Source organism: Nitratireductor sp. L15S-10 (assembly GCF_045011005.1).
Taxonomy (GTDB): Bacteria; Pseudomonadota; Alphaproteobacteria; order Rhizobiales; family Rhizobiaceae; genus Nitratireductor.
In genome coordinates, this window is the sequence record NZ_CP120674.1 from 942,033 (window position 1) to 968,725 (window position 26,693).

At 59.4% G+C, this 26,693-nt stretch carries 29 protein-coding genes; 19 read left to right on the plus strand and 10 right to left on the minus strand.

Annotation, left to right across the window (positions count from 1 at the left end; all coding sequences use genetic code 11):
* A complete protein-coding gene (locus P2W41_RS04580) occupies positions 1 to 558 on the minus strand; it encodes an HNH endonuclease (RefSeq protein WP_292897458.1) in 558 nt (185 codons plus the stop codon).
* A 132-nt stretch (positions 559 to 690) separates the two neighbouring features.
* A complete protein-coding gene (locus P2W41_RS04585) occupies positions 691 to 1,335 on the minus strand; it encodes a DNA-3-methyladenine glycosylase family protein (RefSeq protein ID WP_404934425.1) in 645 nt (214 codons plus the stop codon).
* Between the two features lie 88 nt (positions 1,336 to 1,423).
* On the opposite strand from P2W41_RS04585, the gene gluQRS reads away from it, so the two are divergent.
* On the plus strand, positions 1,424 to 2,314 hold the full coding sequence (gluQRS, locus tag P2W41_RS04590) for a tRNA glutamyl-Q(34) synthetase GluQRS (RefSeq protein WP_404934426.1): 891 nt from the start codon (positions 1,424 to 1,426) through the stop codon (positions 2,312 to 2,314).
* Here gluQRS and P2W41_RS04595 read toward each other — a convergent pair.
* The gene (locus P2W41_RS04595) at positions 2,298 to 2,588 is read right to left on the minus strand and encodes a hypothetical protein (protein WP_292897452.1); all 291 of its coding nucleotides are present in this window, start codon (positions 2,586 to 2,588) and stop codon (positions 2,298 to 2,300) included. The two genes, gluQRS and P2W41_RS04595, sit on opposite strands and share 17 nt — an antisense overlap.
* A 131-nt stretch (positions 2,589 to 2,719) precedes the next feature.
* Between P2W41_RS04595 and P2W41_RS04600 the strand changes: the two genes are divergently transcribed.
* Positions 2,720 to 3,625, plus strand: coding sequence for a DMT family transporter (locus P2W41_RS04600; protein ID WP_404934427.1), 906 nt, complete (start codon positions 2,720 to 2,722; stop codon positions 3,623 to 3,625).
* Here the strand turns inward: P2W41_RS04600 and P2W41_RS04605 are convergent.
* Complete coding sequence (locus P2W41_RS04605; RefSeq protein WP_404934918.1) at positions 3,589 to 4,368, minus strand: YihY/virulence factor BrkB family protein; 780 nt, start codon at positions 4,366 to 4,368, stop codon at positions 3,589 to 3,591. The two genes, P2W41_RS04600 and P2W41_RS04605, sit on opposite strands and share 37 nt — an antisense overlap.
* A gap of 174 nt (positions 4,369 to 4,542) precedes the next feature.
* Between P2W41_RS04605 and P2W41_RS04610 the strand changes: the two genes are divergently transcribed.
* From P2W41_RS04610 to P2W41_RS04640, 7 genes are all read left to right on the plus strand, one after another.
* Entirely contained in the window at positions 4,543 to 5,376 is an 834-nt protein-coding gene (locus P2W41_RS04610) for an SDR family oxidoreductase (RefSeq protein WP_292897446.1), read from the plus strand.
* A gap of 19 nt (positions 5,377 to 5,395) precedes the next feature.
* Positions 5,396 to 5,596, plus strand: coding sequence for a twin transmembrane helix small protein (locus P2W41_RS04615; RefSeq protein WP_292897444.1), 201 nt, complete (start codon positions 5,396 to 5,398; stop codon positions 5,594 to 5,596).
* 8 nt (positions 5,597 to 5,604) lie between these two features.
* On the plus strand, positions 5,605 to 6,186 hold the full coding sequence (locus P2W41_RS04620; protein ID WP_292897442.1) for a cob(I)yrinic acid a,c-diamide adenosyltransferase: 582 nt from the start codon (positions 5,605 to 5,607) through the stop codon (positions 6,184 to 6,186).
* A 40-nt stretch (positions 6,187 to 6,226) separates the two neighbouring features.
* Positions 6,227 to 6,994 (plus strand): rhomboid family intramembrane serine protease, encoded by a 768-nt coding sequence (locus P2W41_RS04625; RefSeq protein ID WP_404934428.1) that lies wholly within the window; start codon positions 6,227 to 6,229, stop codon positions 6,992 to 6,994.
* Between the two features lie 187 nt (positions 6,995 to 7,181).
* Positions 7,182 to 7,931: an electron transfer flavoprotein subunit beta/FixA family protein gene (locus P2W41_RS04630; RefSeq protein ID WP_292897438.1), complete on the plus strand. Its 750-nt coding sequence runs from the start codon at positions 7,182 to 7,184 to the stop codon at positions 7,929 to 7,931.
* An 18-nt stretch (positions 7,932 to 7,949) separates the two neighbouring features.
* Positions 7,950 to 8,879, plus strand: a complete 930-nt coding sequence (locus P2W41_RS04635; protein ID WP_292897436.1) for an electron transfer flavoprotein subunit alpha/FixB family protein — start codon at positions 7,950 to 7,952, stop codon at positions 8,877 to 8,879.
* A 202-nt stretch (positions 8,880 to 9,081) separates the two neighbouring features.
* Positions 9,082 to 9,963 carry a 3-hydroxybutyryl-CoA dehydrogenase gene (locus P2W41_RS04640; RefSeq protein WP_229450039.1) on the plus strand — a complete coding sequence of 294 codons (882 nt, stop codon included), beginning with the start codon at positions 9,082 to 9,084 and terminating at the stop codon, positions 9,961 to 9,963.
* A gap of 17 nt (positions 9,964 to 9,980) precedes the next feature.
* Here the strand turns inward: P2W41_RS04640 and P2W41_RS04645 are convergent, their stop codons facing one another.
* From P2W41_RS04645 to secA, 4 genes are all read right to left on the minus strand, one after another.
* Positions 9,981 to 12,266: an acyl-CoA dehydrogenase gene (locus P2W41_RS04645; protein ID WP_404934429.1), complete on the minus strand. Its 2,286-nt coding sequence runs from the start codon at positions 12,264 to 12,266 to the stop codon at positions 9,981 to 9,983.
* 87 nt (positions 12,267 to 12,353) lie between these two features.
* The gene (locus P2W41_RS04650) at positions 12,354 to 13,619 is read right to left on the minus strand and encodes a GNAT family N-acetyltransferase (protein ID WP_404934430.1); all 1,266 of its coding nucleotides are present in this window, start codon (positions 13,617 to 13,619) and stop codon (positions 12,354 to 12,356) included.
* Positions 13,616 to 15,028, minus strand: coding sequence for a lipopolysaccharide biosynthesis protein (locus P2W41_RS04655; RefSeq protein ID WP_292897428.1), 1,413 nt, complete (start codon positions 15,026 to 15,028; stop codon positions 13,616 to 13,618). The genes P2W41_RS04650 and P2W41_RS04655 overlap by 4 nt, the downstream gene beginning before the upstream one ends.
* A gap of 148 nt (positions 15,029 to 15,176) precedes the next feature.
* Complete coding sequence (gene secA / locus P2W41_RS04660) at positions 15,177 to 17,906, minus strand: preprotein translocase subunit SecA (RefSeq protein ID WP_292897426.1); 2,730 nt, start codon at positions 17,904 to 17,906, stop codon at positions 15,177 to 15,179.
* 243 nt (positions 17,907 to 18,149) lie between these two features.
* Between secA and P2W41_RS04665 the strand changes: the two genes are divergently transcribed.
* The 6 genes from P2W41_RS04665 to P2W41_RS04690 all read left to right on the plus strand — a co-directional run bounded on the left by P2W41_RS04665 (position 18,150) and on the right by P2W41_RS04690 (position 22,392).
* A complete protein-coding gene (locus P2W41_RS04665) occupies positions 18,150 to 19,061 on the plus strand; it encodes a peptidylprolyl isomerase (protein WP_292897424.1) in 912 nt (303 codons plus the stop codon).
* A 176-nt stretch (positions 19,062 to 19,237) separates the two neighbouring features.
* Complete coding sequence (argJ, locus tag P2W41_RS04670) at positions 19,238 to 20,479, plus strand: bifunctional glutamate N-acetyltransferase/amino-acid acetyltransferase ArgJ (protein ID WP_404934431.1); 1,242 nt, start codon at positions 19,238 to 19,240, stop codon at positions 20,477 to 20,479.
* A gap of 3 nt (positions 20,480 to 20,482) precedes the next feature.
* Entirely contained in the window at positions 20,483 to 21,262 is a 780-nt protein-coding gene (locus P2W41_RS04675; RefSeq protein ID WP_404934432.1) for a GNAT family N-acetyltransferase, read from the plus strand.
* Positions 21,263 to 21,294: 32 nt separating this feature from the next.
* On the plus strand, positions 21,295 to 21,708 hold the full coding sequence (mutT, locus tag P2W41_RS04680) for an 8-oxo-dGTP diphosphatase MutT (protein WP_292897417.1): 414 nt from the start codon (positions 21,295 to 21,297) through the stop codon (positions 21,706 to 21,708).
* A 121-nt stretch (positions 21,709 to 21,829) separates the two neighbouring features.
* Positions 21,830 to 22,150, plus strand: a complete 321-nt coding sequence (locus P2W41_RS04685) for a hypothetical protein (protein WP_292897415.1) — start codon at positions 21,830 to 21,832, stop codon at positions 22,148 to 22,150.
* A gap of 77 nt (positions 22,151 to 22,227) precedes the next feature.
* The gene (locus P2W41_RS04690; RefSeq protein ID WP_292897413.1) at positions 22,228 to 22,392 is read left to right on the plus strand and encodes a Flp family type IVb pilin; all 165 of its coding nucleotides are present in this window, start codon (positions 22,228 to 22,230) and stop codon (positions 22,390 to 22,392) included.
* Positions 22,393 to 22,418: 26 nt separating this feature from the next.
* Here P2W41_RS04690 and P2W41_RS04695 read toward each other — a convergent pair whose 3' ends face one another.
* Positions 22,419 to 23,294, minus strand: coding sequence for a methyltransferase domain-containing protein (locus P2W41_RS04695; protein ID WP_404934433.1), 876 nt, complete (start codon positions 23,292 to 23,294; stop codon positions 22,419 to 22,421).
* Positions 23,295 to 23,421: 127 nt separating this feature from the next.
* Between P2W41_RS04695 and P2W41_RS04700 the strand changes: the two genes are divergently transcribed.
* The 4 genes from P2W41_RS04700 to P2W41_RS04715 are packed head-to-tail and all read left to right on the plus strand — an operon-like array spanning position 23,422 to position 25,740.
* Positions 23,422 to 24,165, plus strand: a complete 744-nt coding sequence (locus P2W41_RS04700) for a ComF family protein (RefSeq protein WP_292899951.1) — start codon at positions 23,422 to 23,424, stop codon at positions 24,163 to 24,165.
* A gap of 26 nt (positions 24,166 to 24,191) precedes the next feature.
* On the plus strand, positions 24,192 to 24,458 hold the full coding sequence (grxC, locus tag P2W41_RS04705) for a glutaredoxin 3 (RefSeq protein WP_292897409.1): 267 nt from the start codon (positions 24,192 to 24,194) through the stop codon (positions 24,456 to 24,458).
* Positions 24,455 to 25,318, plus strand: coding sequence for a carbon-nitrogen hydrolase family protein (locus P2W41_RS04710; protein ID WP_404934434.1), 864 nt, complete (start codon positions 24,455 to 24,457; stop codon positions 25,316 to 25,318). Before grxC ends, P2W41_RS04710 begins: the two co-directional genes overlap by 4 nt.
* On the plus strand, positions 25,315 to 25,740 hold the full coding sequence (locus P2W41_RS04715) for a DUF1178 family protein (protein WP_292897405.1): 426 nt from the start codon (positions 25,315 to 25,317) through the stop codon (positions 25,738 to 25,740). The genes P2W41_RS04710 and P2W41_RS04715 overlap by 4 nt, the downstream gene beginning before the upstream one ends.
* A 6-nt stretch (positions 25,741 to 25,746) precedes the next feature.
* On the opposite strand, the gene ubiG is transcribed toward P2W41_RS04715, so the two are convergent.
* Entirely contained in the window at positions 25,747 to 26,496 is a 750-nt protein-coding gene (gene ubiG, locus P2W41_RS04720) for a bifunctional 2-polyprenyl-6-hydroxyphenol methylase/3-demethylubiquinol 3-O-methyltransferase UbiG (RefSeq protein ID WP_292897403.1), read from the minus strand.
* Positions 26,497 to 26,693 lie beyond the last annotated feature (197 nt).

Sequence of the window (26,693 nt, forward strand, 5' to 3'; positions counted from 1 at the left end):
CTACGGCTCGAGCTCGACATCCCAGTAGAGATAATCCATCCAGCTTTCGTGCAGATAGTTGGGTGGGAAGAGCCGGCCATTATTGTGCAGATCCTGCACGGTCGGCCGGAAGGGCTTTTGCTGTGGCCACATCTTTGCACGGGAAGGCATGACGCCGCCCTTTTTGAGATTGCAGGGGGAGCAGGCCGCTACGACATTGTCCCAGGACGTGACTCCACCCAGACGGCGCGGGATGACATGGTCGAAGGTCAGGTCTTCGCGAGTGCCACAATATTGACACTGGAAACGGTCGCGCAGAAACACGTTGAAACGCGTAAAGGCGGGGTAACGCGACGGTTTAATGTAGGTTTTGAGACTGATAACGCTCGGCAGTCTCATCGTGAAGGAGGGTGATGAAACCTGCTGGTCGTATTCGGCAACAATGTTGACCCGGTCGAGGAAGACCGCCTTGATGGCGTCCTGCCACGACCACAGTGACAAGGGATAGTAACTGAGCGGTCTGTAGTCCGCATTCAGCACCAGAGCAGGCATGCTGTCTGGCGAAGCCGCGATCGTCACGTCCTTGAAGCTCCTTCAACTGACCAAGTCGATCGATGCGGATACTGTAAGCCCGCCGTGACAGGAATGTGAAGCGCATATTTTGCTTTATGACACCTCAAACAACTGGATTTTCGCAGTTTTTTGCTCCTGTCAGGGCAATGGAGCCGCTTCTCCGCCCTTCATCTGCCGATAATAGGCCCAAAACAGGCGGGCGGCGACGGCCCGCAGCGGCGTCCATGATTCGGCCAGCTCTGTCAGGCGCTTCGCATCGGGCCGGGCCGGCAGCGCCAGGGCATCGGCCACGGCGGCTTGCAGAGCCACATCGCCGGCGGGAAACACATCAGGATGACCCGCACAGACAAGAAGATAGACCTGTGCTGTCCAGGGGCCGATGCCATGGATCGACGTCAGGCGGGCAACGGCTTCCTCGGCCTCGAACGCGCAGAGTGTCTCAAGGTCGAGATCATCCTCGATGATAGCCCGCGTGAGCGCGACAATGGTACGCTGCTTGGCGCGTGAAAGGCCGGCGGCGATCAGAGGGTCTTCACCCGTTGCGAGAATGGAGGCCGGCGTAAGCGGGTCGATCAGTCCCGTCAGCCGGGCTTCAATGGCATTGGCGCTGGCACGAGAAACCTGCTGGGCTATGACGATGGAAACAAGGCTCGCAAAACCGGGTGCGGTGCGTCGCAAAGGAACACTGCCGGCACGGTCGCGCACAGACTGAAGGCGGGGATCGAGCGCGACAAGGTCCCCGAGGGCTCGCAGAATGTCCGCATCCGTGTCTATGCGTTTCATTGTATCGGTGTAGCCTGTTCTTGTCGGGCGCGGAAGAAAGCCGTAGCAATCGTCTCATGCTTACCGCAACCCGATTCAAGCATCACTCATGACGTGTCCCGTCTTTCGGTTCGCGCCGAGCCCGAACGGCCAGCTCCATCTTGGTCATGCCTATTCCGCGCTCCTTAATCAGGAAATGGCACGGGAGGCTGGCGGGCGTTTCCTCGTGAGGATGGAAGACATCGACGTCACACGCTGTACGCCGGAGCTGGAACGCGGTGTGTTGCGCGATCTTGCATGGCTCGGTCTTGGTTGGGAGAAGCCGGTGCGTCGACAGTCGGAGCATTTTGACGATTACCGTGCCGCGCTCGATCGGCTCATCGATGCGGATCTGGTCTATCCGGCGTTCATGACCCGGGGAGAGGTGCGGGCGCGCATAGCCGAGCATGAAGCCGGTGGCGAACGTTGGCCGCGCGACCCGGACGGAGCGCCGATCTATCCTGGAGAAGACCGCCATATGAGCTCACGGGAGCGCCAGGCTCTGATCGATGAGGGGGCGCCGTACGCATGGCGGCTCGACATGTCCTCGGCCATCGCGCATGTCGGGGGCACGCTATGTTGGGACGAGACAGGTCAGGGCCCGGAAGGAGAAACGGGACAGGTCCAGGCAAAGCCCGAGAACTGGGGCGACGTGGTGATCGGGCGGAAGGAAATCCCGGCAAGTTATCATCTATCGGTTGTGGTCGACGACGCGCTGCAGGGCGTCACCGATGTGGTGCGCGGGCGTGACCTGTTCCATTCGACCGCCGTGCATCGTGTACTTCAGGAACTGTTGGGTTTGCCGGTGCCGCACTACCATCATCATGACCTCATTCTGGACGATGATGGGCGCAAGCTCTCCAAGAGCCGTGGCGATACCAGCCTTGCGGCATTGCGCGACAGCGGTGCAACGCCGGACGATATCGCGCGAATGATCGGGGCGTCTAGCTCAGCCGTCTAAGAAGCGCCTTGGCCATGACCAGAATCAGCAGCACCGCAAAGGCACCACCCAGACCGGCGAGGGCGCCTTCGGTAAGGCTTGAGAAACGAATCCCGTTCCGGTTGGCCAGATGGACGGTGCCGAAGAATGCAATTGCTATGATCATGGCGGTGCCCATAGCACCGAAGCCGTCTTCCTTCAGAGCCGCGTTGAGACCGAGCGACAGGAGATAGGCGATCATCGTGACCGCCACGACCGCGAAGATCAGCCAGCTCGTATCCAGTTTCATCAGCATTTGTGTACTCCCGGCTGCGCCATGGATCACTTCTATTGATCCTACGATGGAAATGTTTCGCTTTCCTTGCCGGGGCCGGGGCTGTTAAAGCCGCGGTTGAACTCAAGGTTTCGCATTCAGGGACATATCCGATGAAAGATATTACAAGGGCGATCCCGGCCCTGTTCGTCCTCCTCTGGGCGACCGGTTTCATCGGGGCGCGTTATGCAATGCCTTGGGCGGAGCCCTTTACATTCTTATGGGTTCGTTTTGCGCTGACCTTTGGCGTTCTTCTGTTGATCATTCCGCTTGTGAAGGCAAAGGCAATCGGTCCGCGCAATGCGTTTCACGCTGCGATAGCGGGTTTTCTCATGCACGGCGTCTATCTAGGCGGCGTATTCTGGGCAGTGCGCAACGGTCTCCCTGCTGGTTTCGCGGGCCTCATCGTTGGGCTTCAGCCGATGCTGACTGCGGTCATTGCCGGTGTGTTTCTCGGCGAGAAGGTGACAGGAAAGCACTGGCTTGGCCTTGTGGTCGGGCTTGTCGGTGTGGTGACAGTCCTTTCCCCAAAATTCGGCTCGATCAGCGGCGGTGTGACGGTAGCGACCATTGGTGCGGCCGTTGTGGCGGTGATCGCCATGAGCGTGGGCACGGTCTGGCAGAAGCGCTTCGTCGCAAACGCTGATCTGGTAACAGTCACGCTTTATCAGTATGTCGGCGGTTGGTTGGTCACGTTTCTCGTCTCGCTGTTGTTCGAAACCCAGCACTTCGTGCTCAACGGCGAACTGGTCTTTGCCATGGCGTGGCTGGTTTTCGTGCTGTCACTGGGCGCGATCTTCCTGTTGATGATCCTCATTCGAGAAGGGGAGGTGGCGCGGGTCGCATCTCTGTTTTATCTCGTGCCGGCGGTGACAGCACTTATGGCATGGTTCCTGTTTGATGAGACCCTGACGCCCGTGCAGCTTGCAGGCATGGCAATCACGACGTTCGGCGTGGCGCTCGCGACACGGCGTTCATCGCGTCATACGGTTCCGGCGACCGCTCGTGCTTCCCGGTAGCGCTTGATCGAAGCGTTCAGTTCTCCGCCGAGAATGAACACGGCGGAAATGATGTAGAGAAACACCACTGCGATCATGATGGAAGCAAGCCCGGCATAGGTGCTGGCGTAGCTGCCGAAGCGCCCGAGATAGGCTGCGAAAAGGCTCGATCCGACAAAGGATCCCAGAAGTGTAAACGCGACACCGGGCAGCACGTCCCAAAGGCTGCGTCGGCCGGCCGGCAGCCAAAGATGGACCGAAATCAGCGCGAGAACGAGTACGGTCAGCGCGATGACATAGCGCCAGAACGTGATCGTGCCGACATAAGGAGCGATCCATTCGAGATTGTTGGCGGCGATGCGCAGTGCGATCGGTGCGATGACGAGCAGGACGCTGATGGCAAGAAAGCCGACCGTTGCAACGAGTACGAAAAACAGGCTTTGCGCGCGCAGGCGGAAGATCGAGCGTTTTTCACTGACCCGGTAGGCGCGGTTGAGAGAAAGGCGCAGTGCTTCCACCCCATTGGAGGCAAAAACACCAGCCAGTACGACACCGAAGGTCAGCACATCGCTGCGGCGTACACCGAGCACATTGTGAACCTCTCTTGCAATGGGCTCGGCCACTTCCTTTGGCCAGGTATCGAAAATCAGATCGACAGCCTGTTGCGAGAACGAGTCCGCGCCAAGAAAACTCGCCAGGGCCGTGGCAAATATCAGAAACGGGAACAGGGCCATAAGCGCCGAGATGGCGACGTGACTGGACATGGCCCAGCCGTCATCCGTGTTGAAGTGGCCGAGCGCATCGCCGATGATACGTCTGGTGGCTTTCAATCCGCGCACGGTTCTTCCCTTCGTTGCTGTCGTCACTGCTTTTTGTTGTTTCGCTCAGGCCAATATGTGAAACCGTGACACTTATAGACAAGTGCTGACGGGAATTTCATGGCTAGTGACCGGACGATCCTGATCACCGGAACCTCTTCCGGCATAGGTGCATGGTGTGCCGAGGCGCTGCTCAAGGATGGCTGGCGCGTTTTTGCAACGGCGCGGAAGCCGGAAGATCGCCGAGCCCTTGAAAGGAAAGGGATAGAATCGTTCTATCTCGATTATGCCGAGCCCGGCTCGATCGTCGCGCTTGTGGATGAGGTGCTCGACAGGACCGGCGGTTCTCTTGATGCTCTTTTCAACAATGGAGCCTATGCTCAAGCCGGAGCGGTGGAAGATCTCCCCGTGGAAGCGCTGCGCCACCAGTTCGAGGTCAATGTCTTCGGCTGGCACGATCTCACGCAGCGCCTCGTCCCGGTGATGCGGCGACAGGGACACGGCCGCATTGTTCATTGCTCGTCGATCCTGGGACTTATCCCTATAAAGTACCGTGGTGCCTACGCTGCCTCGAAGCATGCGCTTGAAGGCTTGATGTTATGTCAGCGAGCGGAACTTGAAGGTTCTGGCATATATGTTTCCCTCATCGAGCCGGGGCCCATCGAGTCCAAAATTGCCAGCAACGGACTCCCGTGGTTCGAGCGCTATATCGATCACGAAAACTCCCCCCATCGGGAAGCCTACAAGGCGCAGCTTGCGCGTTTGAGGCAGGGCGGTGTGAAGTCGCGGTTCAAGCTTGGGCCGGACGCGGTCTATGCGCGACTTTCTCACGCGCTCCTTTCCCCGCGTCCAAGGCCGCACTATGTGGTAACCACACCGGCGCGCATCGGTGTCGCATTGAAACGGCTGCTTCCGGCGCGCATGTTGTACCGCTTCCTGTCGAACCAGGGCTGAAACCGAGAAGAAAGCCGCCATGTCCACAGTTTTCAATATCCTTTCCATCCTTGTGATGATGGCGGTCGTTATCGTCCTCATTCGCGGTCTGATGAACATGATGCGCGGTGGCTCGGCCAACACGTCGAACAAGCTTATGCAGGCTCGCGTGATCCTGCAGGCTGTCGCCGTCGTCTTTGTCGTACTCGCGCTTTACTACGCGCGTTCAAAGGGTGGCTGAGGCATACCGTGGTCAAGCTGAACAAGATTTACACGCGCACGGGCGACGACGGGACAACGGGTCTCGGTTCGCGTGAGCGCCGCCTGAAATCCGATCTCAGGGTCGCGTCCTATGGCACTGTCGATGAGGCAAATGCCTGCATCGGCATGGCACGTGTTCATCTGGCAGAAACGGAGCCGCGTATCGACGCGATGCTGGCGCGTATACAGAATGATCTCTTCGATCTGGGGGCTGACCTTTCGACGCCGGATACCGGCGAGGCGCCCGAATATGAACCCTTGCGGATCGTGCAGAGCCAGGTGGACCGGCTGGAAGCCGATATCGATGCCTTGAATGCCCAGCTGGCTGCGTTGCGCTCCTTCGTGCTACCCGGTGGCAAGCCCGCTGCTGCTGCACTCCATCTCGCGCGCACTGTCTCGCGACGTGCCGAGAGACTTATGGTGGAGTTGCGCACAGTCGAAGGTGAGATCGTCAGTGATGCGGCCATGCGCTACATCAACCGCCTCTCCGATTTCCTGTTCGTCGCTTCACGCGCCGTCAATGACAATGGTGCGCTTGACGTGCTATGGGTGCCTGGGCAAAACCGCTGAGATATTCGGGCCGGGATCGGGGCCCGCAAAGAGGGCTCCGATGTTCATACCGCTGCACGATGCCAACAGCCTGCGGCATATCAAACGGCAATATGTCACGCTGGCAATCATAGCGGTCAATGTGATCGCCTATCTGGTGACGGCGGTGGGAGGCACGGATTTCGCGTTCGCCGCTGCGCTTGGGCTTGGCTATATACCGTCCGTTTCCAATGACCTCGCGGTGCTGCCGCCAGAGCTCGATCTGGTTCCCGAGCCGCTCACCTACATCACCTACTCGTTCCTGCATGGCGACCTGATGCATTTGGGCGGAAACATGCTGTTTCTGTGGGTGTTCGGAGACAATGTGGAAGATGCGCTCGGGCATTTCCGGTATCTGGTGTTCTATCTCGCCTGCGCTGTTGCGGGGGCCTATATGCACGGCTTCATCGCGCCGGATTCCAATGCGCCGCTCATTGGCGCTTCCGGTTCCATTGCAGGCATCGTCGCCGCCTACCTGATCCTGCATCCACGGGTGAAGGTCTGGGTGCTGGCATTTGCGCGCATTCCCATTCGTATCCCGGCTTTCATCCTTCTCGCGCTGTGGATCGGTTTCCAGTTCCTGATGTTGATGATTGATACCGAAAACCAGATTTCCTGGGCCGCTCATGCGGGAGGCATTCTCGCCGGGGCGGTCCTGGTGGTCATTCTAAGGCGCAGGGATGTACCTCTGCTCGACAAGCGTCTGGAGAAACCACGCGCGGTAGAGCTTGAAAAGCCGGATGCTGCGCGCACGCTGGAAACCGAGCAGCCGCGCTGGGGGCGGCAATAGGACATTTCTGCATATTGACGTGAACGTCAGGCCTCTCTACGGTCCCGCCAACTCCGGCGGCGTGCCGCATGAGGGGGAGGAGGAGTGTTCTGAATTTCCCTGAACATGTCGGCATTCAGCCATCCGGCGCGTCCATCTGCTGGTATCCAGCATCAGAACCGAAGTCCACCATGGAAGGTGATTGCGCATGAAAGTCCTTGTTCCGGTCAAGCGGGTCATTGACGCCAATGTGAAGCCCCGCGTGAAGGCGGATGGCTCCGGTGTCGAGCTGACAAACGTCAAAATGGCGATGAACCCGTTCTGTGAAATCGCGGTTGAAGAAGCGATCCGCATGAAGGAAGCCGGCAAGGTCGAAGAAATCGTCGCCGTTTCGATTGGCCCCGACAAGGCCCAGGAAACCTTGCGCACCGCTCTTGCCATGGGTGCTGACCGCGCGATCCTCGTCAAGACCGACGATGCGGTCGAGCCACTTGATGTGGCGAAGATCCTCAAGGGCGTTGTCGACGAGGAGAAGCCGGAAATCGTGATCCTCGGCAAACAGGCCATTGATGACGATTCCAACCAGACCGGACAGATGCTGGCTGCACTGCTTGGCTGGAGCCAGGGAACATTTGCGTCGGATGTGGAGCTTGCAGACGGCAAGGCCAAGGTGACGCGTGAGGTGGATGGTGGTCTCCAGGTGGTCGAGCTCAAACTGCCGGCCATCGTGACCACGGACCTGCGTCTGAACGAGCCGCGCTACGCTTCTCTGCCGAACATCATGAAAGCCAAGAAGAAGCCGCTCGACACCAAGGAGCCCGGCGATTTCGGCGTTGAGGTGAAGGCGCGCCTGAAGGTGCTCAAGACCGAGGAACCGGCTGGCCGCAAGGCGGGCATCAAGGTGGGCTCGGTGGCCGAACTGGTCGACAAGCTGAAAAACGAAGCCGGCGTGCTTTAACGGAGAGGGAGAAACAAGATGGCTATTCTTCTGATTGCCGAACACGATAACGAAACCCTGTCCGACCAGACCGCCAAGGCGCTCGCCGCCGCGAGCCAGATTGGCTCGGATGTAGATGTGCTGGTTGCCGGTAAAGGCGCGAAGGCAGCGGCCGACGCTGCGGCGAAACTTGGCGGCGTGCACAAGGTTCTGCTCGCGGAAAGCGATGCGCTTGCCGAACGGCTTGCCGAGCCGCTCGCCGACCTCGTAGTGTCTTTGGCCGACGGATATGACACGTTCGTTGCCCCCGCCACGACCACTGGCAAAAACGTGATGCCGCGCGTGGCGGCCCTGCTGGATGTCATGCAGGTCTCCGACGTGATCGAAGTGCTCGATGCCAAGACCTTCAAACGCCCGATCTATGCCGGCAACGCGATCCAGACCGTTGAAGCAACCGATGCAAAGCGGGTGCTTACGGTTCGCACATCGTCCTTCCAGGCGGCAGGCGAAGGGGGCTCTGCCGCGGTGGAGAGCGTTGACGCGCCTACCGATTCCGGTCTCTCGACATTCGTCGAAAACCGTATCGCAGAGAGCGACCGGCCGGAGCTGACCTCTGCAAAGATCATCATCTCGGGCGGTCGTGCGCTGGGCTCTGAGGAGAAGTTCAACGAGGTGATCCTTCCTGTTGCTGACAAGCTTGGAGCGGCTGTCGGTGCCTCGCGTGCGGCCGTCGATGCGGGCTATGCTCCGAACGACTGGCAGGTGGGGCAGACGGGCAAGGTCGTCGCTCCAGATCTCTACATTGCCTGCGGCATTTCCGGCGCGATCCAGCATCTCGCCGGCATGAAAGACTCCAAGGTGATCGTTGCGATCAACAAGGACGAAGAAGCCCCGATCTTCCAGGTCGCCGATTACGGCCTGGTTGCAGACCTTTTCGACGTGCTGCCGGAGCTCGAGAAGGCGCTTTAAGCCAAAAAGAACACCGGAATCTCAGGCAACAAGCCCCGCTCTCGAGCGGGGCTTTTTTTGTTTTCATTCAAATAATGTGGCGCTGGGAGGGGGAGCGTGAAGGATTTTGTTCGCGGGGGTAGACGCCATTGCGCCTCCCATTTAGTTTGCAGCGCAACAACACTGACGAAGAGTGCAAGCCGCATCTCACGGGGTTTTCGAAATGACTGGAAAGATTGAAAAAGTGGGTGTGATTGGCGCGGGGCAGATGGGCAGCGGAATTGCCCATGTCGCCGCGCTGGCAGGCTATAATGTGAAGCTCTACGATCTTTCCGCCGAGCGGATCGAGGCGGGTATCGCGACCATCTCCGGCAACATGGCACGGCAGGTTTCGTCCGGAAAACTCGAGGATAAGGTTCGTCAGGATGCATTGGCGCGCATTGCTCCGGCCACCACCATGGAAGCACTCGCCGACATGGATCTGGTGATCGAGGCGGCTACGGAGGACGAAACGGTCAAGCGCAAGATTTTTGCGCAGCTCTGTCCGGTGCTCAATCCGGAGGCCATCGTCGCCACCAACACCTCATCAATCTCCATCACGCGTCTTGCCGCACAGACCGACCGGGCCGAGCGGTTCATCGGTATCCACTTCATGAACCCCGTCCCGGTGATGAAGCTGGTGGAACTGGTGCGCGGCATTGCCACGGAAGATGACACGTTCGAGAAGGCGCGCGGCTTTGTCGAAAGCCTTGAGAAGACGATTACCGTGGCCGAGGACTTCCCCGCTTTCATCGTCAACCGCATCCTGTTGCCGATGATCAATGAAGCAATTTATACGCTCTACGAAGGCGTGGGGACTGTTGAAGCCATCGACACGGCCATGAAGCTTGGCGCCAACCATCCGATGGGGCCGTTACAGCTGGCCGATTTCATCGGCCTCGACACCTGCCTTTCGATCATGCAGGTCCTTTACGAGGGACTGGCCGATTCCAAATATCGGCCGTGCCCGCTGCTGGTTAAATACGTCGAAGCCGGCTGGCTTGGCCGCAAGACCGGTCGCGGTTTTTATGACTATCGCGGCGAGACACCGGTCCCGACACGATAATTCCGGTTTGCAGCTCTCTATTCAGCGGCCTGCCGCTGCGGCGACTTGCGCCGTGCGGCGGGCTTTTTTATCTTGTGCTGTGAGGCCGTTGCCGAAATCTCTTCCATGGGAAAGGCGTCGACAGCGATAACCTTCTCGACAGCTTCCCGCGCTTCGCGCAGTTGCGTGAGTTCGGCATCGCTGATGAGATCCATATCGTGAGCCTCCTGAGCGTTGCTAATATGCCTAGCGCGCATCTTCTTCTCGATGGGGGCGGCGTCGACGACAAGCCTGAACGCGCGTTCCAGATCCTTGAGCGGATGCGCATCGTGTCCCTGGCCGAGATAGAGGTCGGGCGAGAGCCTGTCCCGCTGTTCGGAGGGTTTCAGCAGGATTTCGGCCAGCTTCGTGATGAGCTGGTCAGAAGGCACGGGGTTGGGCACGCCGAACGGGAAGGCGATCAGACGCATCAGCCATGCAGCCGGCCGCGCTGGCAAATTGTCGAGAACACCCCGGAAGGCGATGCCGATGCGCGCCTCACCAGCCTGCATGAGATAATCGACGATTGGCTTGTCTTCGGCGAAACGCCCTTCGCTTTCATAGCGTTTCAGCACAGCGCCCAGCAGATAAAGTTCTGCAAGAATGTCGCCAAGCCGTGCCGAGATCATTTCCCGTCGTTTGAGGGATCCGCCAAGCGTGAGCAATGCGAAATCGGACAGAAGCGCGAAGGCTGCGGAATGGCGCGAGAGCGTTTTCCAGTGATGGCCCATTGCCGCGCCTTTCGGAGCGGGGGCCAGAAGGCCACCGGTCCAGCCGCGCAGGAAGGCGCGGCCGGCGGTCTTGAAAGCGTGGCCTGCATGTTTCCAGAATGTCTCGTCGAAGCGATCGAGACCCTCTTCCCGATCCTCATTGGAAAGTGCCAGCAACTCTTCCAGCATATAGGGGTGGGAGCGAATGGCCCCCTGACCGAAAATCATCAGATTGCGGGTCAGGATGTTGGCCCCTTCGACCGTGATGCCCACCGGTACGGCGCGATAGGCTGCGCCCATGTAATTGCTGGGTCCGTCGATGATCGCCTTGCCGCCGTGAATATCCATCGCATGTTCCACCGAGCGGCGCATGCGCTCTGTGGCGTGGTACTTCATGATGGCGGAAATGACCGAAGGCTTGTGTCCTTGATCCAGCGCCGCAAGCGTCGTGCGCCGTGCCGCATCGATAAGATAGGCGTTGCCACACAATTCAGCCAGCGGCTCCTGAATGCCCTCGAAATAACCAATAGGCACGTTGAACTGTGTGCGTACCCGCGCGTAGGCGCCGGTCGCACGGGCACACATGGCGGCCGATGCCGCCGATTGCGAGGGCAGTGAGATGCTGCGCCCGGCAGCGAGCGCCGTCATCAGCATGGTCCAGCCCTGACCGATCTGCTTCTCGCCACCGAGAATGTGGTCAAGTGGAACGAAGACATCCTCGCCATAGAGCGGGCCATTCTGGAAGAAGGTGAACTGCGGAATATGCCGGTCGCCGTGGCGTACGCCTTTGGTGTCTGTTGGCAAAAGCGCGACGGTGATCCCCAGATCCTCGCCGCGGCCGAGATGGTTTTCAGGATCCCGCATCTTGAAGGCGAGGCCCATTACGGTGGCCACAGGCCCGAGCGTGATGTAGCGCTTGTGAAAATTGAGGCGCAGGCCAAGGACCTTCTTGCCCTTCCAGGTCCCATATTCAACCACACCCGTGTCCGTCATCGCTGCGGCGTCGGAGCCTGCGTGCGGGGAGGTAAGGCCGAAACACGGTATTTCGCGCCCGTCGGCCAAGCGCGGCAGCCAGTATTTGCGCTGTTCGTCGGTGCCGAAATGCATGAGCAATTCGCCCGGACCAAGCGAGTTGGGCACCATTACGGTGACGCCGGCGACGACGCTTGCAGAGGAGAGCGTGCGCACCACCTCCGAATGGGCGGTGTTTGAGAAGCCGAGCCCACCAAACTCCTTCGGGATGATCATTCCGAAGAATTTGTTCCTACGCATGAAATTCCATACGGCGGGGGAGAGGTCGCGATCGCGCCAGTTGAGCGTCCAATCATCGACCATGGCGCACAGCTCGCGCACGGGACCGTCCATAAAGGCCTGCTCTTCTTTGGAAAGGCGCGCCGGCGGCATGGCCAGGAACTGTTCCCAGTCAGGGTTCCCGGTAAAAAGTTCGCCGTCCCACCAGACCGTCCCTGCATCGATCGCTTCCCGTTCCGTCTCGGAAATCGGTGGCATGATCTTGCGGGCCCAGTTGTAGATGGGCTTCGATATGCGATCTCGGCGAAATGTTTTGAAACGCATGACCGGCCTCCAGTGTTGCGGCAATATAACAGGCTTGCCTCTGGGAGGCGAACGGGCGTCGCGGAAGGATGGTTCCCGCCTGTCTGTTCAGCCGCGCAGACGATTGCGCACGATCCGCAGGCGATTGCGTACACGGCGTGCGAGACCAAGCTGGGCGGCTGCCTTGCGCACATGGCGGTCTGCATCCGGTGTAAGCCCGACGACCATCGTTCCCAGGGGACGACGCTCGCTCCACAGGCGGCTCATGACCGGGTGATCGGGCACCGCGCAGGAGTCCGTCATCACGATGTTGGGATCGTCAAGGTGTGTTTTTGTAACCTCAATCATGAGAAGCGTGCCTGGCGAGTAGGTGGCGAAGCTTTCATCATAGGCCGTTTTCCACGTGTAGGCCGTGCCGTTTTCTATGAAGACGATCAGACAGGCGATGACCACATCGTCGAGTGTGAGCATATGGATGCGGCACATGTCGCGTTCGCAAAGCCGATGAACCGCCTCCCGCGCAAAGGCCGCACGGTAACGGTCGATCGCCATGGCGGTGCGCTCCCGGCCCTTCCAGCCGGAAGCTTCCAGGGTGAGGAAGGCTTCGATGCCGTGCCTTACCTCATCGGGGTGGCGGGCGATGCGATATTCGAGGTTGCCCAGTTCTCCCAGGCGTCTTCTTAGGCGCCGGAACTCACGGTAGTGATGTGAGCGCAGGGAATCTCGCAGATATGTATCCCCATCCAGAGCGCTCTCGAGAGTCGGTCGCTCAACCCGATTGGTGATCTGGAACGGCAGGTTGCGCGCGTCCACCACCGTACGCAGGATGGCAGCAAATGCACCGTCCAGGCCGACATCCGGCAGGACAAAAACCTTGGGCAGATCGAGATGTGGCCGGGCCAACATGGCGAAGAAATCCTCGATCACTCCGGCAGGGTCGTCATAGTCGACCAGAGGGGTGCCGAGCGGGCCGAACGGATTTGCCCAGGTGCGCAGCACCGGAACGCTGAAGGGCAGCAGCGGGCGCTCAACGGTAAAAGGAACAAGAAGGCGCAGGCGGCTTCGGTCCTCCGTTCCGTCGCGGATCACCGCCAGCCGAACTTCCCGATCTTCCAGCCGGGGCATGGCCGGTGCCAGAAAGCGTGGGTTGAAGAATATGTTCGTTTCGATGGAGCGGGCTGCCAGGTAATCCAGCTCATCAACCAGCTCGAAACCGGCTGAAGCCGGATAAACCGCGAGCTTGCGCTTCTGGTCGTCCGTCGCCACCGAAGCGAGGCGCTCGGTATCGGGTTCGAACGTGGCATCACGGGCGTGATCGCTGTCGGACCCTCCCGCGCCGCCGCTCGTCTCTTCAAGGAGAGGGGGGATGCTCACGGATTGGCCTCCTTTCGAAAGCGGGGAAGAAAGACCAGCATGCGGATGCCAAGCTTCTGCCATGCGGTGAATGATAGCGAGGCTGCTTCGAACAGAATGGCAATACCTGTCGCGATCGCTGCTCCCCAAAGCCCGTAGAGTGGTATCAGGATCATGTTGAGACCGATGTTGATGCCGAGTGTGATGGCATAAATCCCGGCGCAGATTTTCTGGAACCCGCTCATTGTAAGCAGGCTTTCCGCGGGGCCGACGGCGGCCCGGGCGACGACACACGAGACGAGCAGGAACAGCAGAGGATATCCGGCGGTGAAACCACTGCCGAACAGCATCAGCATCGGCTTGCCGATAATCAGTACGATGACGCCCATGGCGAGGGACGGCCAGAAGGTCCAGGTCACGGTTTCCGCAGCAAAGCTCGCCAGTCCGGACCGGTCTCCGCCATGCATGTAGGCGGAGTAGCGCTGAGCAACGCTTGCCTTAACCGCAAAATAGACGAAGTGCACCAGTGCCAGCGTCTTGACAGTGGCAAAATAGACGGCCACGTCCGTGGGGGCCATATAGCGTCCCACCATCAGAACGTCCGCATTGGTGAGCAGAAAGTAGAAGCTTTCGACAAGAAAGATGGGCAGCGATACGCTGACCCAGTGTTTCATTTCGAAGCGGGGCCTGCCGGAAGGCATGTTCCGGTCCACGCGGGTGGTGATGCTCGCAAACTGTAGAAGCGTCGTCACGTAAGTGGCTATGATGGCTGTGACGATCGCGGTTTTCGCGTCGGGTGCATAGCCGCTCAGCACGGCCACGGCCATGAAGAGCAGGATGAGCACCGGGCGGATGAAATAAGCCGGAAGCAGAGCCCAGATCACCCATGCATTGGCTCGAGAAACACCCTGCAGCAGGTCACTGAGCGCCAGCATCGGCAGGCAGATCAGGCCGAGGTAGAATGGCACGATGTAGTAGGACTCGATGACCGGAGTGAGAAAATACAGCCCCAAGAGGCCCGCGAGCATGAAGACCGTGGATGTAGCCAGCACGAAAAGCCGGCCGGCAATGTTGACGCCACGCAATTCCGCGAACGCGCTCTTCGTGCGGTATTCAGGAATGAAGCGGATGATCGCCGTGTGGAATCCGAGGCAGGAAATGTTGCCGAGGATGATCATTGTCACCCAGACGAGCACATAGATTCCGTATTCAAAACTCCCCATCCAGCGTGCGAGGAGCACCTGACTGAAGAAGGCGATCACGGCGTTGATGATGCGGATGGCAAAGGCGATCAGAGCATTGCGGCCGGCTTCGCCACGTGCATCGCGGGCGCTGATCAGGCTATCGACCTTTGAAAGCCAGGGGCGCACGCGCTCTGCAAGCTGCGCCGGCAGCAAGCGATCACCCGTTCCCGTGGCTGAAAAGCGCACCACCCCACTCCTCTCAAGAGACCTTCTGCCCGCTTTAACGCAAACTGCTTAAGAATAATGAAAGGCGGGGGCAGGGGTGGCCCCGGTGGCGATGGGACAACAAAAAAGCCGGGCTAACCCGGCTTATCTGTATGTCTGAGTGAGTGCCTCAGGCGAAGGCGCCGTGGCAATGCTTGTATTTCTTGCCGGAGCCGCACGGGCACGGTTCGTTGCGTCCCACCTTGCCCCAGGTCGTGGGATCGTTCGGATCGCGTTCCTCTGCAGGAACGACGCTGCTTTCGCTACGCGCCAGCGCCATCGTCTCGCCATCGGCAAACTCGTCCTCTCCGGTCGAGCCGTCGATGTGGTGAGCCTGCATATCCGGTGTTTCCGGTGGCGGTGCCTCGGCAGCTTCCCGAACCAACTCTACACGCATGAGTTGCGAGGTGACTACCTGACGCAGATTGCTGAGCATAGCCTGGAAGAGCTCGAACGCCTCGGACTTATACTCGTTGAGTGGATCGCGCTGAGCATAGCCGCGGAAGCCGATGACTGAACGCAGATGATCGAGATTGACGAGATGCTCGCGCCACAGGCTGTCGAGCGTCTGCAGAAGAATCGATTTCTCCACATAGGTCATGATGTCGGGGCCGAAACGCTCGGCTCGGTCCCTGGCCGCAGCCTCTGTCGCTTCGCTGATCCGCTCGCGGATATCGTCTTCGGCAATGCCTTCCTCTTGCGCCCACTCATCGATGGGGAGATCAAGATTGAGCGAAGCTTTCACCGCTTCACGCAGTTCCTTCGTTTCCCACTGCTCGGCATAGGCCTTCTCGGGTATGTGCCGTGCGACCAGATCGTCGATCGTGTCCTGGCGCATTTCGGCAACTGTCTCGGAGAGATTTTCGCCGTCCATGAGTTCAAGACGCTGCTCGAACACAACCTTGCGCTGGTCGTTCATCACATCGTCGAACTTGAGCAGATTCTTGCGGATGTCGAAGTTGCGCGCCTCGACCTTCTTCTGCGCTTTTTCAAGCGCCTTGTTGATCCAGGGGTGGACGATGGCCTCGTCTTCCTTGAGGCCGAGCTTCTGCAGCATTCCGTCCATCCGGTCGGAGCCGAAGATGCGCATCAGATCGTCCTGAAGCGACAGGAAGAATTTCGAGCGGCCGGGATCGCCCTGGCGTCCTGAACGCCCGCGCAGCTGGTTGTCGATTCGCCGGCTTTCGTGGCGTTCGGTCGCCAGAACATAGAGGCCGCCTGCGGCCAGCGCCTGCTCTTTAAGCCTTTTCACATCCTCACGGATGGCCTTTTCTTTTGCGTCGCGTTCGGGGCCGGGTTCCATGTCGCCCAGCTCTTCTGCAATCCGCATTTCCGGATTGCCGCCGAGCTGAATGTCGGTGCCGCGACCGGCCATGTTCGTGGCGATGGTGATGGCGCCGGGCTTGCCTGCCTGTGCAACAATGAAGGCCTCGCGCTCATGGTGGCGGGCGTTCAGAACCTCGAAATCCTTGATGCCTTCCTGACGAAGACGTTCTGCAAGGAATTCGGATTTTTCAATCGAGGTCGTGCCGACGAGGATCGGCTGTCCTTTGGCGCTGGCTTCCTTGATTTCCCGGACAATCGCCTTGAATTTTTCTTCGACGGTCCGGTAAACCTCGTCATCTTCATCAAGGCGCTGGATCGGCAGGTTGGTGGGAATCTCGATTACCTCGAGACCATAGATGTTGCCGAATTCTTCCGCTTCGGTCGATGCCGTGCCGGTCATGCCGGCCAGCTTGTCGTACATGCGGAAGTAGTTCTGGAAGGTGATGGAAGCGAGCGTCTGGTTTTCCGGCTGGATCGCCACTTTCTCTTTGGCTTCGAGAGATTGATGGAGTCCTTCAGAGAAGCGGCGCCCTGGCATCATGCGCCCGGTAAATTCGTCGATGATGACGATTTCGCCATCGCGGACGATATAGTCCTTGTCGCGTTGGAAAAGCTTGTGCGCTTTCAAGGCATTGTTGAGATGATGAACAATGGCGACATTCTCAATGTCGTAGAGTGAATCACCTTTGAACAAGCCAGCTTCGCGCAGCATGTTCTCCATTTTTTCCGTGCCTTCTTCCGTGAAGGTCGCGGTGCGCTGCTTCTCGTCAACTTCAAAATCCTCTTCCACCAGGTGCGGAATGAAGGTGTCGATCCTGTTGTAGAGTTCCGAGCGGTCATCCAGTGGACCGGAAATGATGAGCGGGGTTCGGGCCTCGTCGATAAGGATCGAATCGACCTCGTCGACGATTGCGAAGGAATGCCCGCGCTGTACCATCTGGTCGCGTTCATACTTCATGTTGTCGCGCAGATAGTCGAAGCCAAGCTCGTTGTTGGTGCCGTAGGTAACATCGCAGGCATAGGCTGCGCGGCGCTCCTCATCCGACATGCCGTGCACGATGACGCCCGTCGTCAGGCCAAGAAAACCATAGAGCCGCGCCATCCATTCGGAGTCACGTTTGGCCAGATAATCGTTTACCGTGACGACGTGCACGCCTTTGCCCGAAAGGGCGTTGAGATAGACCGGAAGTGTGGCGACGAGTGTCTTGCCTTCACCCGTTTTCATCTCGGCGATACAGCCGTCATGAAGCACCATGCCACCAATGAGCTGAACGTCGAAGGGTCGCATCCCCAGCGCGCGGCGCGAGGCTTCTCGCGCCACGGCAAACGCGGGAACAAGAATATCGTCCAGCGATTTGCCTGCGGCAAGTTCCTCGCGGAACTCCTCCGTTTTCCCGCGCAATGCCTCGTCGGACAGCGCCTTCATTTCGTCTTCGAGCGCGTTGATCGCGGCGACGCGTGGGCGGAAACCCTTGACACGACGATCGTTGGAGGAGCCGAAAACCTTGCGGGCGAGACCGCCGAGACTGACCATCCAGTGGTCCTTTCACTTCCTGACAGACGGCACAGGTGAAGCGGGGATCAACCCCGATCGTGCCGAGCGAGAGCAATTATATTACGATCAGCGCCCGGAAAACGGTTCTGGACGCAGGACATCAGGACAGATAAGAGGGGCCAAGAGTGATGTCAACGCCGTGTTAAACATGCGCTCTTGCGCAAAATTCCGCCATATTCCTAGGCGGTTTGGGCAAATTCTGAATCACGAACGGAGAGTTTCATGCTGAAATCGTTTCGCCGTTTCCTGGCCGTTCAGGTTGGGGCCGGTCTGACGCTGGCCGCTGTGGGCTTCATGCCCGTCCATGCTGCCGAAGCCGATGTCGTCGCCACAGTCAACGGCATGGAGATCACGGAGGGCGATTTGGCCGTCGCTGGTGAAGAGTATGGCGCGCAGTTCGGAAATCTGCCTGAACCGCAACGTCGTGCAGCACTGCTTTCGGCATTGATCGAGATCAGGCTTCTTGCCTCACAGGCTGAAGAAAAAGGTCTCGCTGAGGGTGAGGATTTCGCCAAGCGTCTCGAGTTTCTCCGTCAGCAGGCGCTCCATGCGGCGTTTATCGAAAACATGGTGGATGGCTCAGTCACCGAGGAACAGGTGCGCGCCAGCTATGACAAGCAGATCGCCGAGGCGCCTGCGGTCAACGAGGTGCGGGCCCGTCACATTCTCGTGAAGACCAAGGAAGAAGCCGAGGCAATCATCAAGCAGCTCGAAGAGGGCGGCAATTTCGAAGAGATCGCGAAGGAAAAGTCTACCGATGGTGCCGCTGCGAATGGCGGGGATCTGGGCTATTTCACCTCCGGCCAGATGGTGCCCGAGTTCGAGAAGGCTGCCTTTGCGCTCAATCCGGGTGAACATTCCAAGGAACCGGTCGAGACGCAATTTGGCTTCCATGTCATCAAGGTCGAAGACAAGCGGGCCAAGCAACCGCCGGCATTCGATGCCGTGAAGGATCGGGTGCGGTCCCTGCTGGTGCGTGAGAAATATGTCGAGGCAGTTTCGGCCGTTCGTGATTCCGCCGAGATCGATGTCAAGGATCCGGCGCTCAAGGAGTTCATCGACGGTATCGAGAAGCAGCGCGAGGGTGCTGCTTCCGGGAACGGCGACGCCGCCGAGCCGGCGAAATCCGAATAAGGGCTGCCAGTGGTGCAATCTGAAAGCGGTGGGGGCCTGACGTCTGCCGCTTTTTTGTTTCTCCGGTTCTGGGGGCTCTGCCGCACTGACCCGGGCTCCGGATTCGGCTTGCGTCGGAAAAAAAACTCGGGCAGACCGGCATGCACCATAAATCTTAATTTCGGTAAGTCTGGCCCATGTCCGCTGCAGTTTCCCCCCTTGCTCCGAAGAAATATCCGTCCATGCCGATCGTGGAAGGCGTGCGTATCGCGACCGCTGAAGCGGGTGTGAAATACAAGGGGCGAACGGACCTCCTGACGATGCTCTTCGACGAGGGTACAACGGTTGCCGGTGTTTTCACCCGCTCCAAATGCCCGTCTGCTCCCGTTGAGTTCTGCCGTGAGAACCTGGCCGGCGGAGCCGCGCGCATCCTTGTGGTAAATTCGGGCAACGCCAATGCTTTTACCGGGAAAAAGGGTCGTGCCACGACGGCGTCCGTCGGCGAGGCTGCTGCCAACGCGGTAGGTGCGGGAAAAGACACAGTGTTCATGGCGTCCACCGGCGTAATCGGAGAGCCGCTTCCTGCGGAGCGCATTACCGGATTCCTGAACGGGATGGTGGCCGATGCGAAGCCCGAGGGCTGGCTGACGGCGGCCAAGGCCATCATGACCACGGACACCTATCCAAAAGTCGCCACCGCTACTGTTCGGATGGGCGAGGTGGATGTGGTCATCAACGGTATCGCCAAGGGTGCTGGCATGATCGCGCCGGATATGGCGACCATGCTCTCTTTCGTGGCCACCGATGCTCCGATTGCAGCGCCGGTGCTGCAGGCCCTTCTCTCAAAGGGCACAGGCAAGACCTTCAATGCCGTTACGGTCGACAGCGACACCTCCACCAGCGATACGTTGATGATGTTTGCAACCGGGGCTGCGGCCAGGCGTGGTGCACCGGTGATCACCGATGCAAAGGATCCGAGGCTTGCCGGGTTTCGCCGGGGACTGAACCGCATCCTGAAGAACCTTGCCCTCCAGGTGGTGCGAGACGGCGAGGGCGCGCGCAAGCAACTTGAGATCACGGTTAGCGGGGCGAAATCGTCTCGTTCGGCAAAGAAGATCGCTCTGTCCATCGCCAATTCTCCTCTGGTGAAAACGGCTGTGGCTGGTGAGGATGCGAATTGGGGACGGGTTGTCATGGCGGTCGGAAAGGCGGGGGAACCGGCCGAGCGCGACCTTTTGTCGATCTGGTTCGGTGATATTCGTGTGGCTCATGAGGGCGAACGCGACCCTGACTATTCCGAAGAGGCCACCTCTGCCTATATGAAAAAGGATGAGATCGCGCTGCGCGTGGATCTCGGCATCGGGCGGGGCAGGGCCACAGTATGGACTTGCGACCTGACCAAGGAATACGTCGCCATCAATGGCGACTATCGGAGCTAGGGTGTGCCAGGCCAGGTGAGGCAGGACGTCAAAAAGGATTTCGCGATCATTCGCCGCTTTGAAGCGGCAGGTTTGCGTGCATGGCCCGCAGAGACCGTAGCCTATGACGGGACCTGGGTTCTGCGGTTGACGGCAGGCCATCCGGCGAAGCGTCTGAACTCCATCAACCCGCTCGATCCGGGGGATTACCGGAATCTCGAAACACGGATCGAACGGGCAAGGGAACAGTTCGGTGCCTACGGGCGGCCGGTGACCTTTCGGCTATCTCCACTCGCAGCACCGGAGATTTCCAGCTATCTCGATCAACAGGGCTGGAAGATCCTGGGGCATTCGCTGGTGATGGCGCTCGACCTGCGAGAGGCCGATCTGTCAGAAGCAATGGATCAGATTCCGCTCAAGGACCGGCGGCGTTTCGTCAACGCCACACTCAAGGTTCACGGTTATGAGGAGCTTCATCGTGCCGGCCTTTCCCGGGTCATCGGTGCGATTCGGCCTGAAACGGGGCTTTTCGTTCTGGAGAAAGGTGAAGAGCCCGTGGCCACCGCGATTTGCGTGCATGACAGCGATTTGGCCGGTCTATTCGAGATCGCGACCAGACCTTCCTGGCGCGGGAAGGGTTACGGACGCCGTGTCCTGCTTTCAGCCCTCAAATGGGCCCAATCGCATGGGGCTGAACGCGCCTGGCTGCAGGTGGAAGCCGCAAATGACGTGGCATTGCATCTCTATCGCGCGCTCGGTTTCCGGGACATCTATTCGTATCATTACCGCCAACCGGGGTCCTGACGATTGCCGTTGGCTGAGAGAAAGCGCGCTGCATGACCGACCAGTCGAAACGTATCCTTCTCGTGGCGGCCTGCGCTTTGGTCGACCCCGATGGACGGGTCCTTCTCGCCAAACGTCCGGAAGGAAAGGCTCTGGCGGGGCTGTGGGAGTTTCCGGGTGGAAAGGTTGAAGCGGGGGAGACGCCGGAGAACACGCTCGTTCGGGAGCTCCAGGAGGAACTCGGGATTGAGACCAAAGTGGCCTGCCTGGCGCCGCTCACCTTTGCCAGCCACACCTATGAAGATTTTCATCTGCTGATGCCTCTTTATGTCTGCCGCCGTTTCTGGGGCACGCCACGGGCCCAGGAGGGGCAGGAACTGAAATGGGTGCGGCCGCGCGACATGCGCGACTATCCGATGCCACCGGCGGATGCGCCGTTGATACCCTTCCTGATCGACCTGCTCTGAATGGCCTGGTCTGTCTGGCTGCAAGGTCAGGGTTAAGCCTTCGTTTACGCAACAGTGACAAGTTGATTGTGGGCGTGCGCCGCATTCGCGGCTGGGTTTAACCTTCCGGTGAGGGGTTGTCATGGCATTCAGCGAGGCAAGTGATGTGGAACGGGCGGACTGGACCGCGCGGGCTGGTCATATGGGGATGGGAGCTCTTCGGGTCGCATTGCTGTTTGGGACCGCAGGTGTAGCGTTCGCGCTCTTCCTGACTCCGATCGCCGAAAAGCGCACCCGTTCGCACGTGGCGCAGATCGGGGCGCCGTTCGGCATAGACCCCATCACCACTGCTTCCACCAAACGGGACAGCCGAAATTACACGATCCGCAGAAGCGTGCTGCAGCCGTCCCGCAATTCCGTCTGCGTCATTCATCAGGATGGCTTGCACAGCGGGGACTGCTGACGAGACACCTTCCGGGTCTCAGGGTTTCTTAAGCCTTTCAGATTAGGATCGTCCTTTATTCAGGGGGAGGCCCGGAAATGGGACGTCACTTTCTCAAAGACAAGTCAGGTGCGACCGCGATCGAATATGCGTTGATCGCTGGCTTGATTTCGCTCGCAATCATCGTCGGTGCCACCCAGACGGGCAAGCAGCTCTCGGCCACCTATCAAAACGTCGCTGACCAGGTGAAACCAGCCAATTAACATGGCTGTCGCCCTGTTAATTGGCACTATTTCTCTTCCTTTCGACTGCTTTCCAGTGCCTCTTTCAATGACATCCTGGCGCTGCCGGGAGCCAGGGGCTTCTGTTGGGATGCGTGAGGGGCCCAGCCGGACATCCACACTATGTTGAAGCTTGCCCGGATGCGGCCATCCGGATCGGAGAAACGTTCCGCATAAAGCTGGGCTGCGCGCATGAAGAGTGCACGGGTTGCCGGCTCGCGGGATCGGGCAGTAAGGACGCTGGTTGCGCCCATCGAACGCAGATCGCGCATCAGGTCGAACATGGTCGCATAGCGCACCGTAATGGTTTCAAGGTCGGCCACTGGGAGTGCAAAGCCCGCCCGTTGAAGAAGGCCGCCCACGTCACGAACATCGGCGAAGGGGCTGACGCGCGGGGCCGCGCCCGCAGAAAGCTCGGTTTCCGCAGCAAGCAGAACCTCACGCAACTCCTGAAGTGTGCCGGCGCCCGCCATGGCTCCCAGAAACAGCCCGTCCGGTTTGAGCGCGCGGCGAATTTGAGCAAGCATTCCCGGGATGTCGTTGATCTCGTGGAGATTGAGCAGCGAGACGATGAGGTCAAAACTGGCCGGCTCCGCTGGAAATGTTTCAGCATCCGCGATCCGCCCGTCGCCATCAAGGAATGCTGGGTCCGTTTCGATGCGAGTGACGACCTTTGTCTTGCCGCCCGAAAGCATCGTGCGCACCGCATCATCTGTCAGGCAGAATGCAGCGGCGGCATGATCAAAGTGCCGTTCCACCGTGGCCAGCCGCTCTCCCAGATCATCTGCGACCCGGTGCATCAGGAAGCGCGCGTCCGGATCGCCATACTTCAAGGCGCGCTTCTTGCGGAGAAGGGCCAGTTCGCTATCGAAGAGCAGTTCCATGGGTCATCCTCTGTTTGAGGATGCGCCATCGCACAAAATCGCTATGCTCGCAAAGAGCAAAGCCTCGGAGGAGCGCTGGCTGGGGGTGATCGTGGTGGCTGCGGGCATTTCGCGATTCTCGGGTTTGATGACGGGGTGGTTGCAGCGTGCGCTTTTTCCGCCCGTGTGTCTTGGCTGTGCGAATCTGGTCACGGAACCAGGGACGCTTTGTCCATCCTGCTGGGGACGGTTGCGGTTCCTGGAGAGACCATGGTGCCCGGTCATGGGGACTCCTTTCTCTCTGGATCTCGGCGACACGATGCTTTCCGCTGAAGCGATTGCGAATCCGCCATCCTTTGCGCGAGCACGATCGGCGGTGGTGTATGAAGGGGTCGCACGGGGGATGGCGCAGTCACTGAAGTTCCGGGACCGAACGGATCTCGCACCCTGGATGGCGCGCTGGATGCTCCGTGCCGGCGCTGAACTCACGCCAGAGTGTGATCTGGTGGTTCCCGTGCCCTTGCATCGCGCCCGTTTTCTATCCCGACGCTTCAATCAATCGGCGGAACTGGCACGCGCGGTTGCGCATGGTGCAGGGCTCAGCTACGCGCCCGATGCGCTTGTTCGAAAACGCCGGACGCGGCAGCAGGTCGGATTGGGCGCGCGTGAGCGCGAGGCGAATGTGCGTGGGGCCTTTCATGTTCCTGATACGGCTTTGCCGCACGTCAAATCACGGCGCATCATTCTGGTTGATGATGTCTACACGACGGGTGCCACTGTAGAAGCCGCCGCGCGCGTTCTGAAAAGGGCAGGCGCCCGGCAGGTCGACGTGCTGACCTTTGCACGTGTTCTGCCTGGGGACTTCCGAGCCGAGGATCAAGGCCCTATATAAGCCCCGTGAAGAGTATGGAACCGACTATGGCTAATGTGACGATCTATACCCGGATGATGTGTGGCTTCTGTAGTGCGGCCAAGCGATTGCTCGATAGCAAGGGGGTTGCCTATACGGAGCACGATGCGAGTTTCTCCGATGAACTGCGGCAGGAGATGATTCAGCGTGCGAACGGTCGCTCGACCTTCCCGCAGATTTTTATCGGCGATACCCATGTGGGTGGCTGCGATGAACTTCATGCGCTTGAGCGCGATGGAAAACTGGATGTCATGCTGGCGGAGGGACACGCATGAACAAGCTGATCGCTGCGGCTCTTCAAATGCGTTCCGGCACCGAGCCGGAGGCTAATGCCGACGCTTTCGAGGCTCTGGTGCGCGAGGCGGCAGGGCAGGGCGCTCAGTATGTACAAAGTCCTGAAATGACGGGCGTTCTCGTGCGCAGCCGAGAAGACCTGATGTCGCGGATCGCTGGCCCGCGTGGAGCGCTGGTGATCGACCGGGCGCAGTTTCTAGCGCGGGAATTGTCGATCTATGTGCATCTCGGCTCCACAGCCGTGGCGCTGGACAACGGTCGTGTGGCCAATCGGGCCTTTTTGTTTGGTCCGGAAGGACGGTTGATCACCACCTATGACAAGCTCCACATGTTCGATGTGGATCTCGACAATGGCGAGAGCTGGCGCGAATCTGCCACTTATGCCCTTGGGGAACGGGCCGTTGTTGCCGATCTGCCCTTTGGACGGCTCGGTTTTGCCATCTGTTACGATCTGCGTTTTCCGCAGCTTTTTCGCGCGCTGGCACGGGCCGAAGCCCAGGTGCTGACCGCGCCGGCGGCCTTCACTCGCCAGACCGGCGAAGCGCACTGGCATGTTCTGGTGCGATCCCGTGCCATTGAGAACGGTGCCTTCATGATCAGTGCCGCTCAGGGCGGGTTGCACGAGGACGGCCGCGAGACCTACGGCCATTCTTTGATCGTCGACCCCTGGGGACGGATTCTGGCCGAGGTGGATGGAGACGGGCCGGGCGTTGCGATTGCCGAACTGGACCTCGACCAGGTGACGGCGGCGCGCGCGAAGATTCCGAATTTGAGGAATGCACGGGACTTCTCGGTGGCGCGTGTTTCAGACAGCGCTTCGAATGAAAGGAAGGCTTCATGATCAGTTTCAATCTGATCTGCGAGCACGACCACGCATTCGAAGCATGGTTCCGCAACAATGCCGACTTCGATGCGCAGAATGAGCGCGGTCTCGTTTCATGCCCGCATTGCGGTACCTCCAGTGTGCAGAAAGCCCTGATGGCGCCGGCGGTTTCCACTGGCAAGCGGCGCGAACAGATCGCGCTCGCCATGGGCGAGCAGCAGAAGAAAGCGCTTGCCCAGCTCAAGGAACTGTCGAAGAAGGTCCGCGAAAACGCGGACTATGTGGGTGACCGGTTCGCCGAAGAGGCGCGCAAAATTCATTTCGGCGAATCCGAGGCGCGTGGCATTTATGGCGAAGCGACGTCTGAAGAAGCTGCTTCTTTACTGGAAGACGGCGTCGAGTTCATGCCGCTGCCGCTTTTGCCCGATGATCAAAACTGATGCCGTTCAAGCGATGGGCTTTGTCGCGGCGACCATGTAATTGACATCCATATCGCGCGACCGCTGCCAGCGGTCGCCGAGCGGATTGTAAACCACCCCGGTGCGGTCGATGATCGTGACGCCGGCGCCGACAAGGCTCCGCTCCAGTTCCTTCGGACGCACGAGCTTGTCGTATTGGTGCGTGCCACGTGGCAGCCACCCGAGCACGTATTCCGCGCCGATAATCGCCAGTCCCCAGGCTTTCAGGGTGCGATTGATAGTGGCAACGAACATCAAGCCGCCGGGTTTCAGCATGGCGCCGCATTTGCCCAGGAACAGGTCCACGTCGGCAACATGCTCCACCACTTCCATGTTGAGGATGATGTCGAAGCTCTCACCTGCGTCGGCCAGGGCTTCTGCCGTGGTAGCGCGATAATCTATGGAGAGCTTGCTCTGCTCGGCATGGATCTTTGCGACTTCGATGTTGGTCTCGGAGGCGTCTGCACCGACCACATCTGCGCCGAGGCGTGCCATGGGTTCGCACAAGAGCCCGCCGCCGCACCCGATGTCGAGCATGCGCAGGCCCGCAAAGGGCTTTGCCGCATGGGGATCGCGGCCGAAATGGGCCGCTACATGGTCGCGTATGTAAGCAAGGCGGACAGGATTGAACTTGTGCAGGACACCCATCTTGCCGGCAGGATTCCACCATTCCGCCGCAAGCGCTGAAAAATGCTCGATCTCTCGTTTGTCAATCGTCGTATGCTGCGCTTCGGACATTGAAAGCCCCTCGCTGGGTGTTGCTCTAGCCTGGACCATGAAGTCGGGGCGCGGCATCGGATTGTCAAGGCGGGAATTGTCTCAAGTGTTCTGGTGGGGCTGTTTACAGGAACAGTGCCGTTCGCGATCGCGCTTTTCCAAGGCTTCCCAACGCCGTGTCACATTGCTTGCAGATAACCGATCTTTTGGGTATGGAG

Excerpts from the sequence above, each read along its gene's own strand:
- P2W41_RS04585 (WP_404934425.1), bottom strand. The coding sequence starts at position 1,335 with ATGAAACGCATAGACACGGATGCGGACATTCTGCGAGCCCTCGGGGAC.
- P2W41_RS04630 (WP_292897438.1), top strand. The coding sequence starts at position 7,182 with ATGAAAGTCCTTGTTCCGGTCAAGCGGGTCATTGACGCCAATGTGAAG.
- P2W41_RS04615 (WP_292897444.1), top strand. The coding sequence starts at position 5,396 with ATGTCCACAGTTTTCAATATCCTTTCCATCCTTGTGATGATGGCGGTC.
- P2W41_RS04695 (WP_404934433.1), bottom strand. The coding sequence starts at position 23,294 with ATGGAACTGCTCTTCGATAGCGAACTGGCCCTTCTCCGCAAGAAGCGC.
- P2W41_RS04685 (WP_292897415.1), top strand. The coding sequence starts at position 21,830 with ATGGCATTCAGCGAGGCAAGTGATGTGGAACGGGCGGACTGGACCGCG.
- P2W41_RS04710 (WP_404934434.1), top strand. The coding sequence starts at position 24,455 with ATGAACAAGCTGATCGCTGCGGCTCTTCAAATGCGTTCCGGCACCGAG.
- P2W41_RS04610 (WP_292897446.1), top strand. The coding sequence starts at position 4,543 with ATGGCTAGTGACCGGACGATCCTGATCACCGGAACCTCTTCCGGCATA.
- P2W41_RS04635 (WP_292897436.1), top strand. The coding sequence starts at position 7,950 with ATGGCTATTCTTCTGATTGCCGAACACGATAACGAAACCCTGTCCGAC.
- mutT (WP_292897417.1), top strand. The coding sequence starts at position 21,295 with ATGACCGACCAGTCGAAACGTATCCTTCTCGTGGCGGCCTGCGCTTTG.
- argJ (WP_404934431.1), top strand. The coding sequence starts at position 19,238 with ATGTCCGCTGCAGTTTCCCCCCTTGCTCCGAAGAAATATCCGTCCATG.
- P2W41_RS04690 (WP_292897413.1), top strand. The coding sequence starts at position 22,228 with ATGGGACGTCACTTTCTCAAAGACAAGTCAGGTGCGACCGCGATCGAA.
- P2W41_RS04595 (WP_292897452.1), bottom strand. The coding sequence starts at position 2,588 with ATGCTGATGAAACTGGATACGAGCTGGCTGATCTTCGCGGTCGTGGCG.
- P2W41_RS04640 (WP_229450039.1), top strand. The coding sequence starts at position 9,082 with ATGACTGGAAAGATTGAAAAAGTGGGTGTGATTGGCGCGGGGCAGATG.
- P2W41_RS04665 (WP_292897424.1), top strand. The coding sequence starts at position 18,150 with ATGCTGAAATCGTTTCGCCGTTTCCTGGCCGTTCAGGTTGGGGCCGGT.
- grxC (WP_292897409.1), top strand. The coding sequence starts at position 24,192 with ATGGCTAATGTGACGATCTATACCCGGATGATGTGTGGCTTCTGTAGT.
- P2W41_RS04645 (WP_404934429.1), bottom strand. The coding sequence starts at position 12,266 with ATGCGTTTCAAAACATTTCGCCGAGATCGCATATCGAAGCCCATCTAC.
- ubiG (WP_292897403.1), bottom strand. The coding sequence starts at position 26,496 with ATGTCCGAAGCGCAGCATACGACGATTGACAAACGAGAGATCGAGCAT.
- P2W41_RS04600 (WP_404934427.1), top strand. The coding sequence starts at position 2,720 with ATGAAAGATATTACAAGGGCGATCCCGGCCCTGTTCGTCCTCCTCTGG.
- secA (WP_292897426.1), bottom strand. The coding sequence starts at position 17,906 with ATGGTCAGTCTCGGCGGTCTCGCCCGCAAGGTTTTCGGCTCCTCCAAC.
- P2W41_RS04700 (WP_292899951.1), top strand. The coding sequence starts at position 23,422 with ATGACGGGGTGGTTGCAGCGTGCGCTTTTTCCGCCCGTGTGTCTTGGC.
- P2W41_RS04605 (WP_404934918.1), bottom strand. The coding sequence starts at position 4,368 with ATGTCCAGTCACGTCGCCATCTCGGCGCTTATGGCCCTGTTCCCGTTT.
- P2W41_RS04625 (WP_404934428.1), top strand. The coding sequence starts at position 6,227 with ATGTTCATACCGCTGCACGATGCCAACAGCCTGCGGCATATCAAACGG.
- P2W41_RS04715 (WP_292897405.1), top strand. The coding sequence starts at position 25,315 with ATGATCAGTTTCAATCTGATCTGCGAGCACGACCACGCATTCGAAGCA.
- gluQRS (WP_404934426.1), top strand. The coding sequence starts at position 1,424 with ATGACGTGTCCCGTCTTTCGGTTCGCGCCGAGCCCGAACGGCCAGCTC.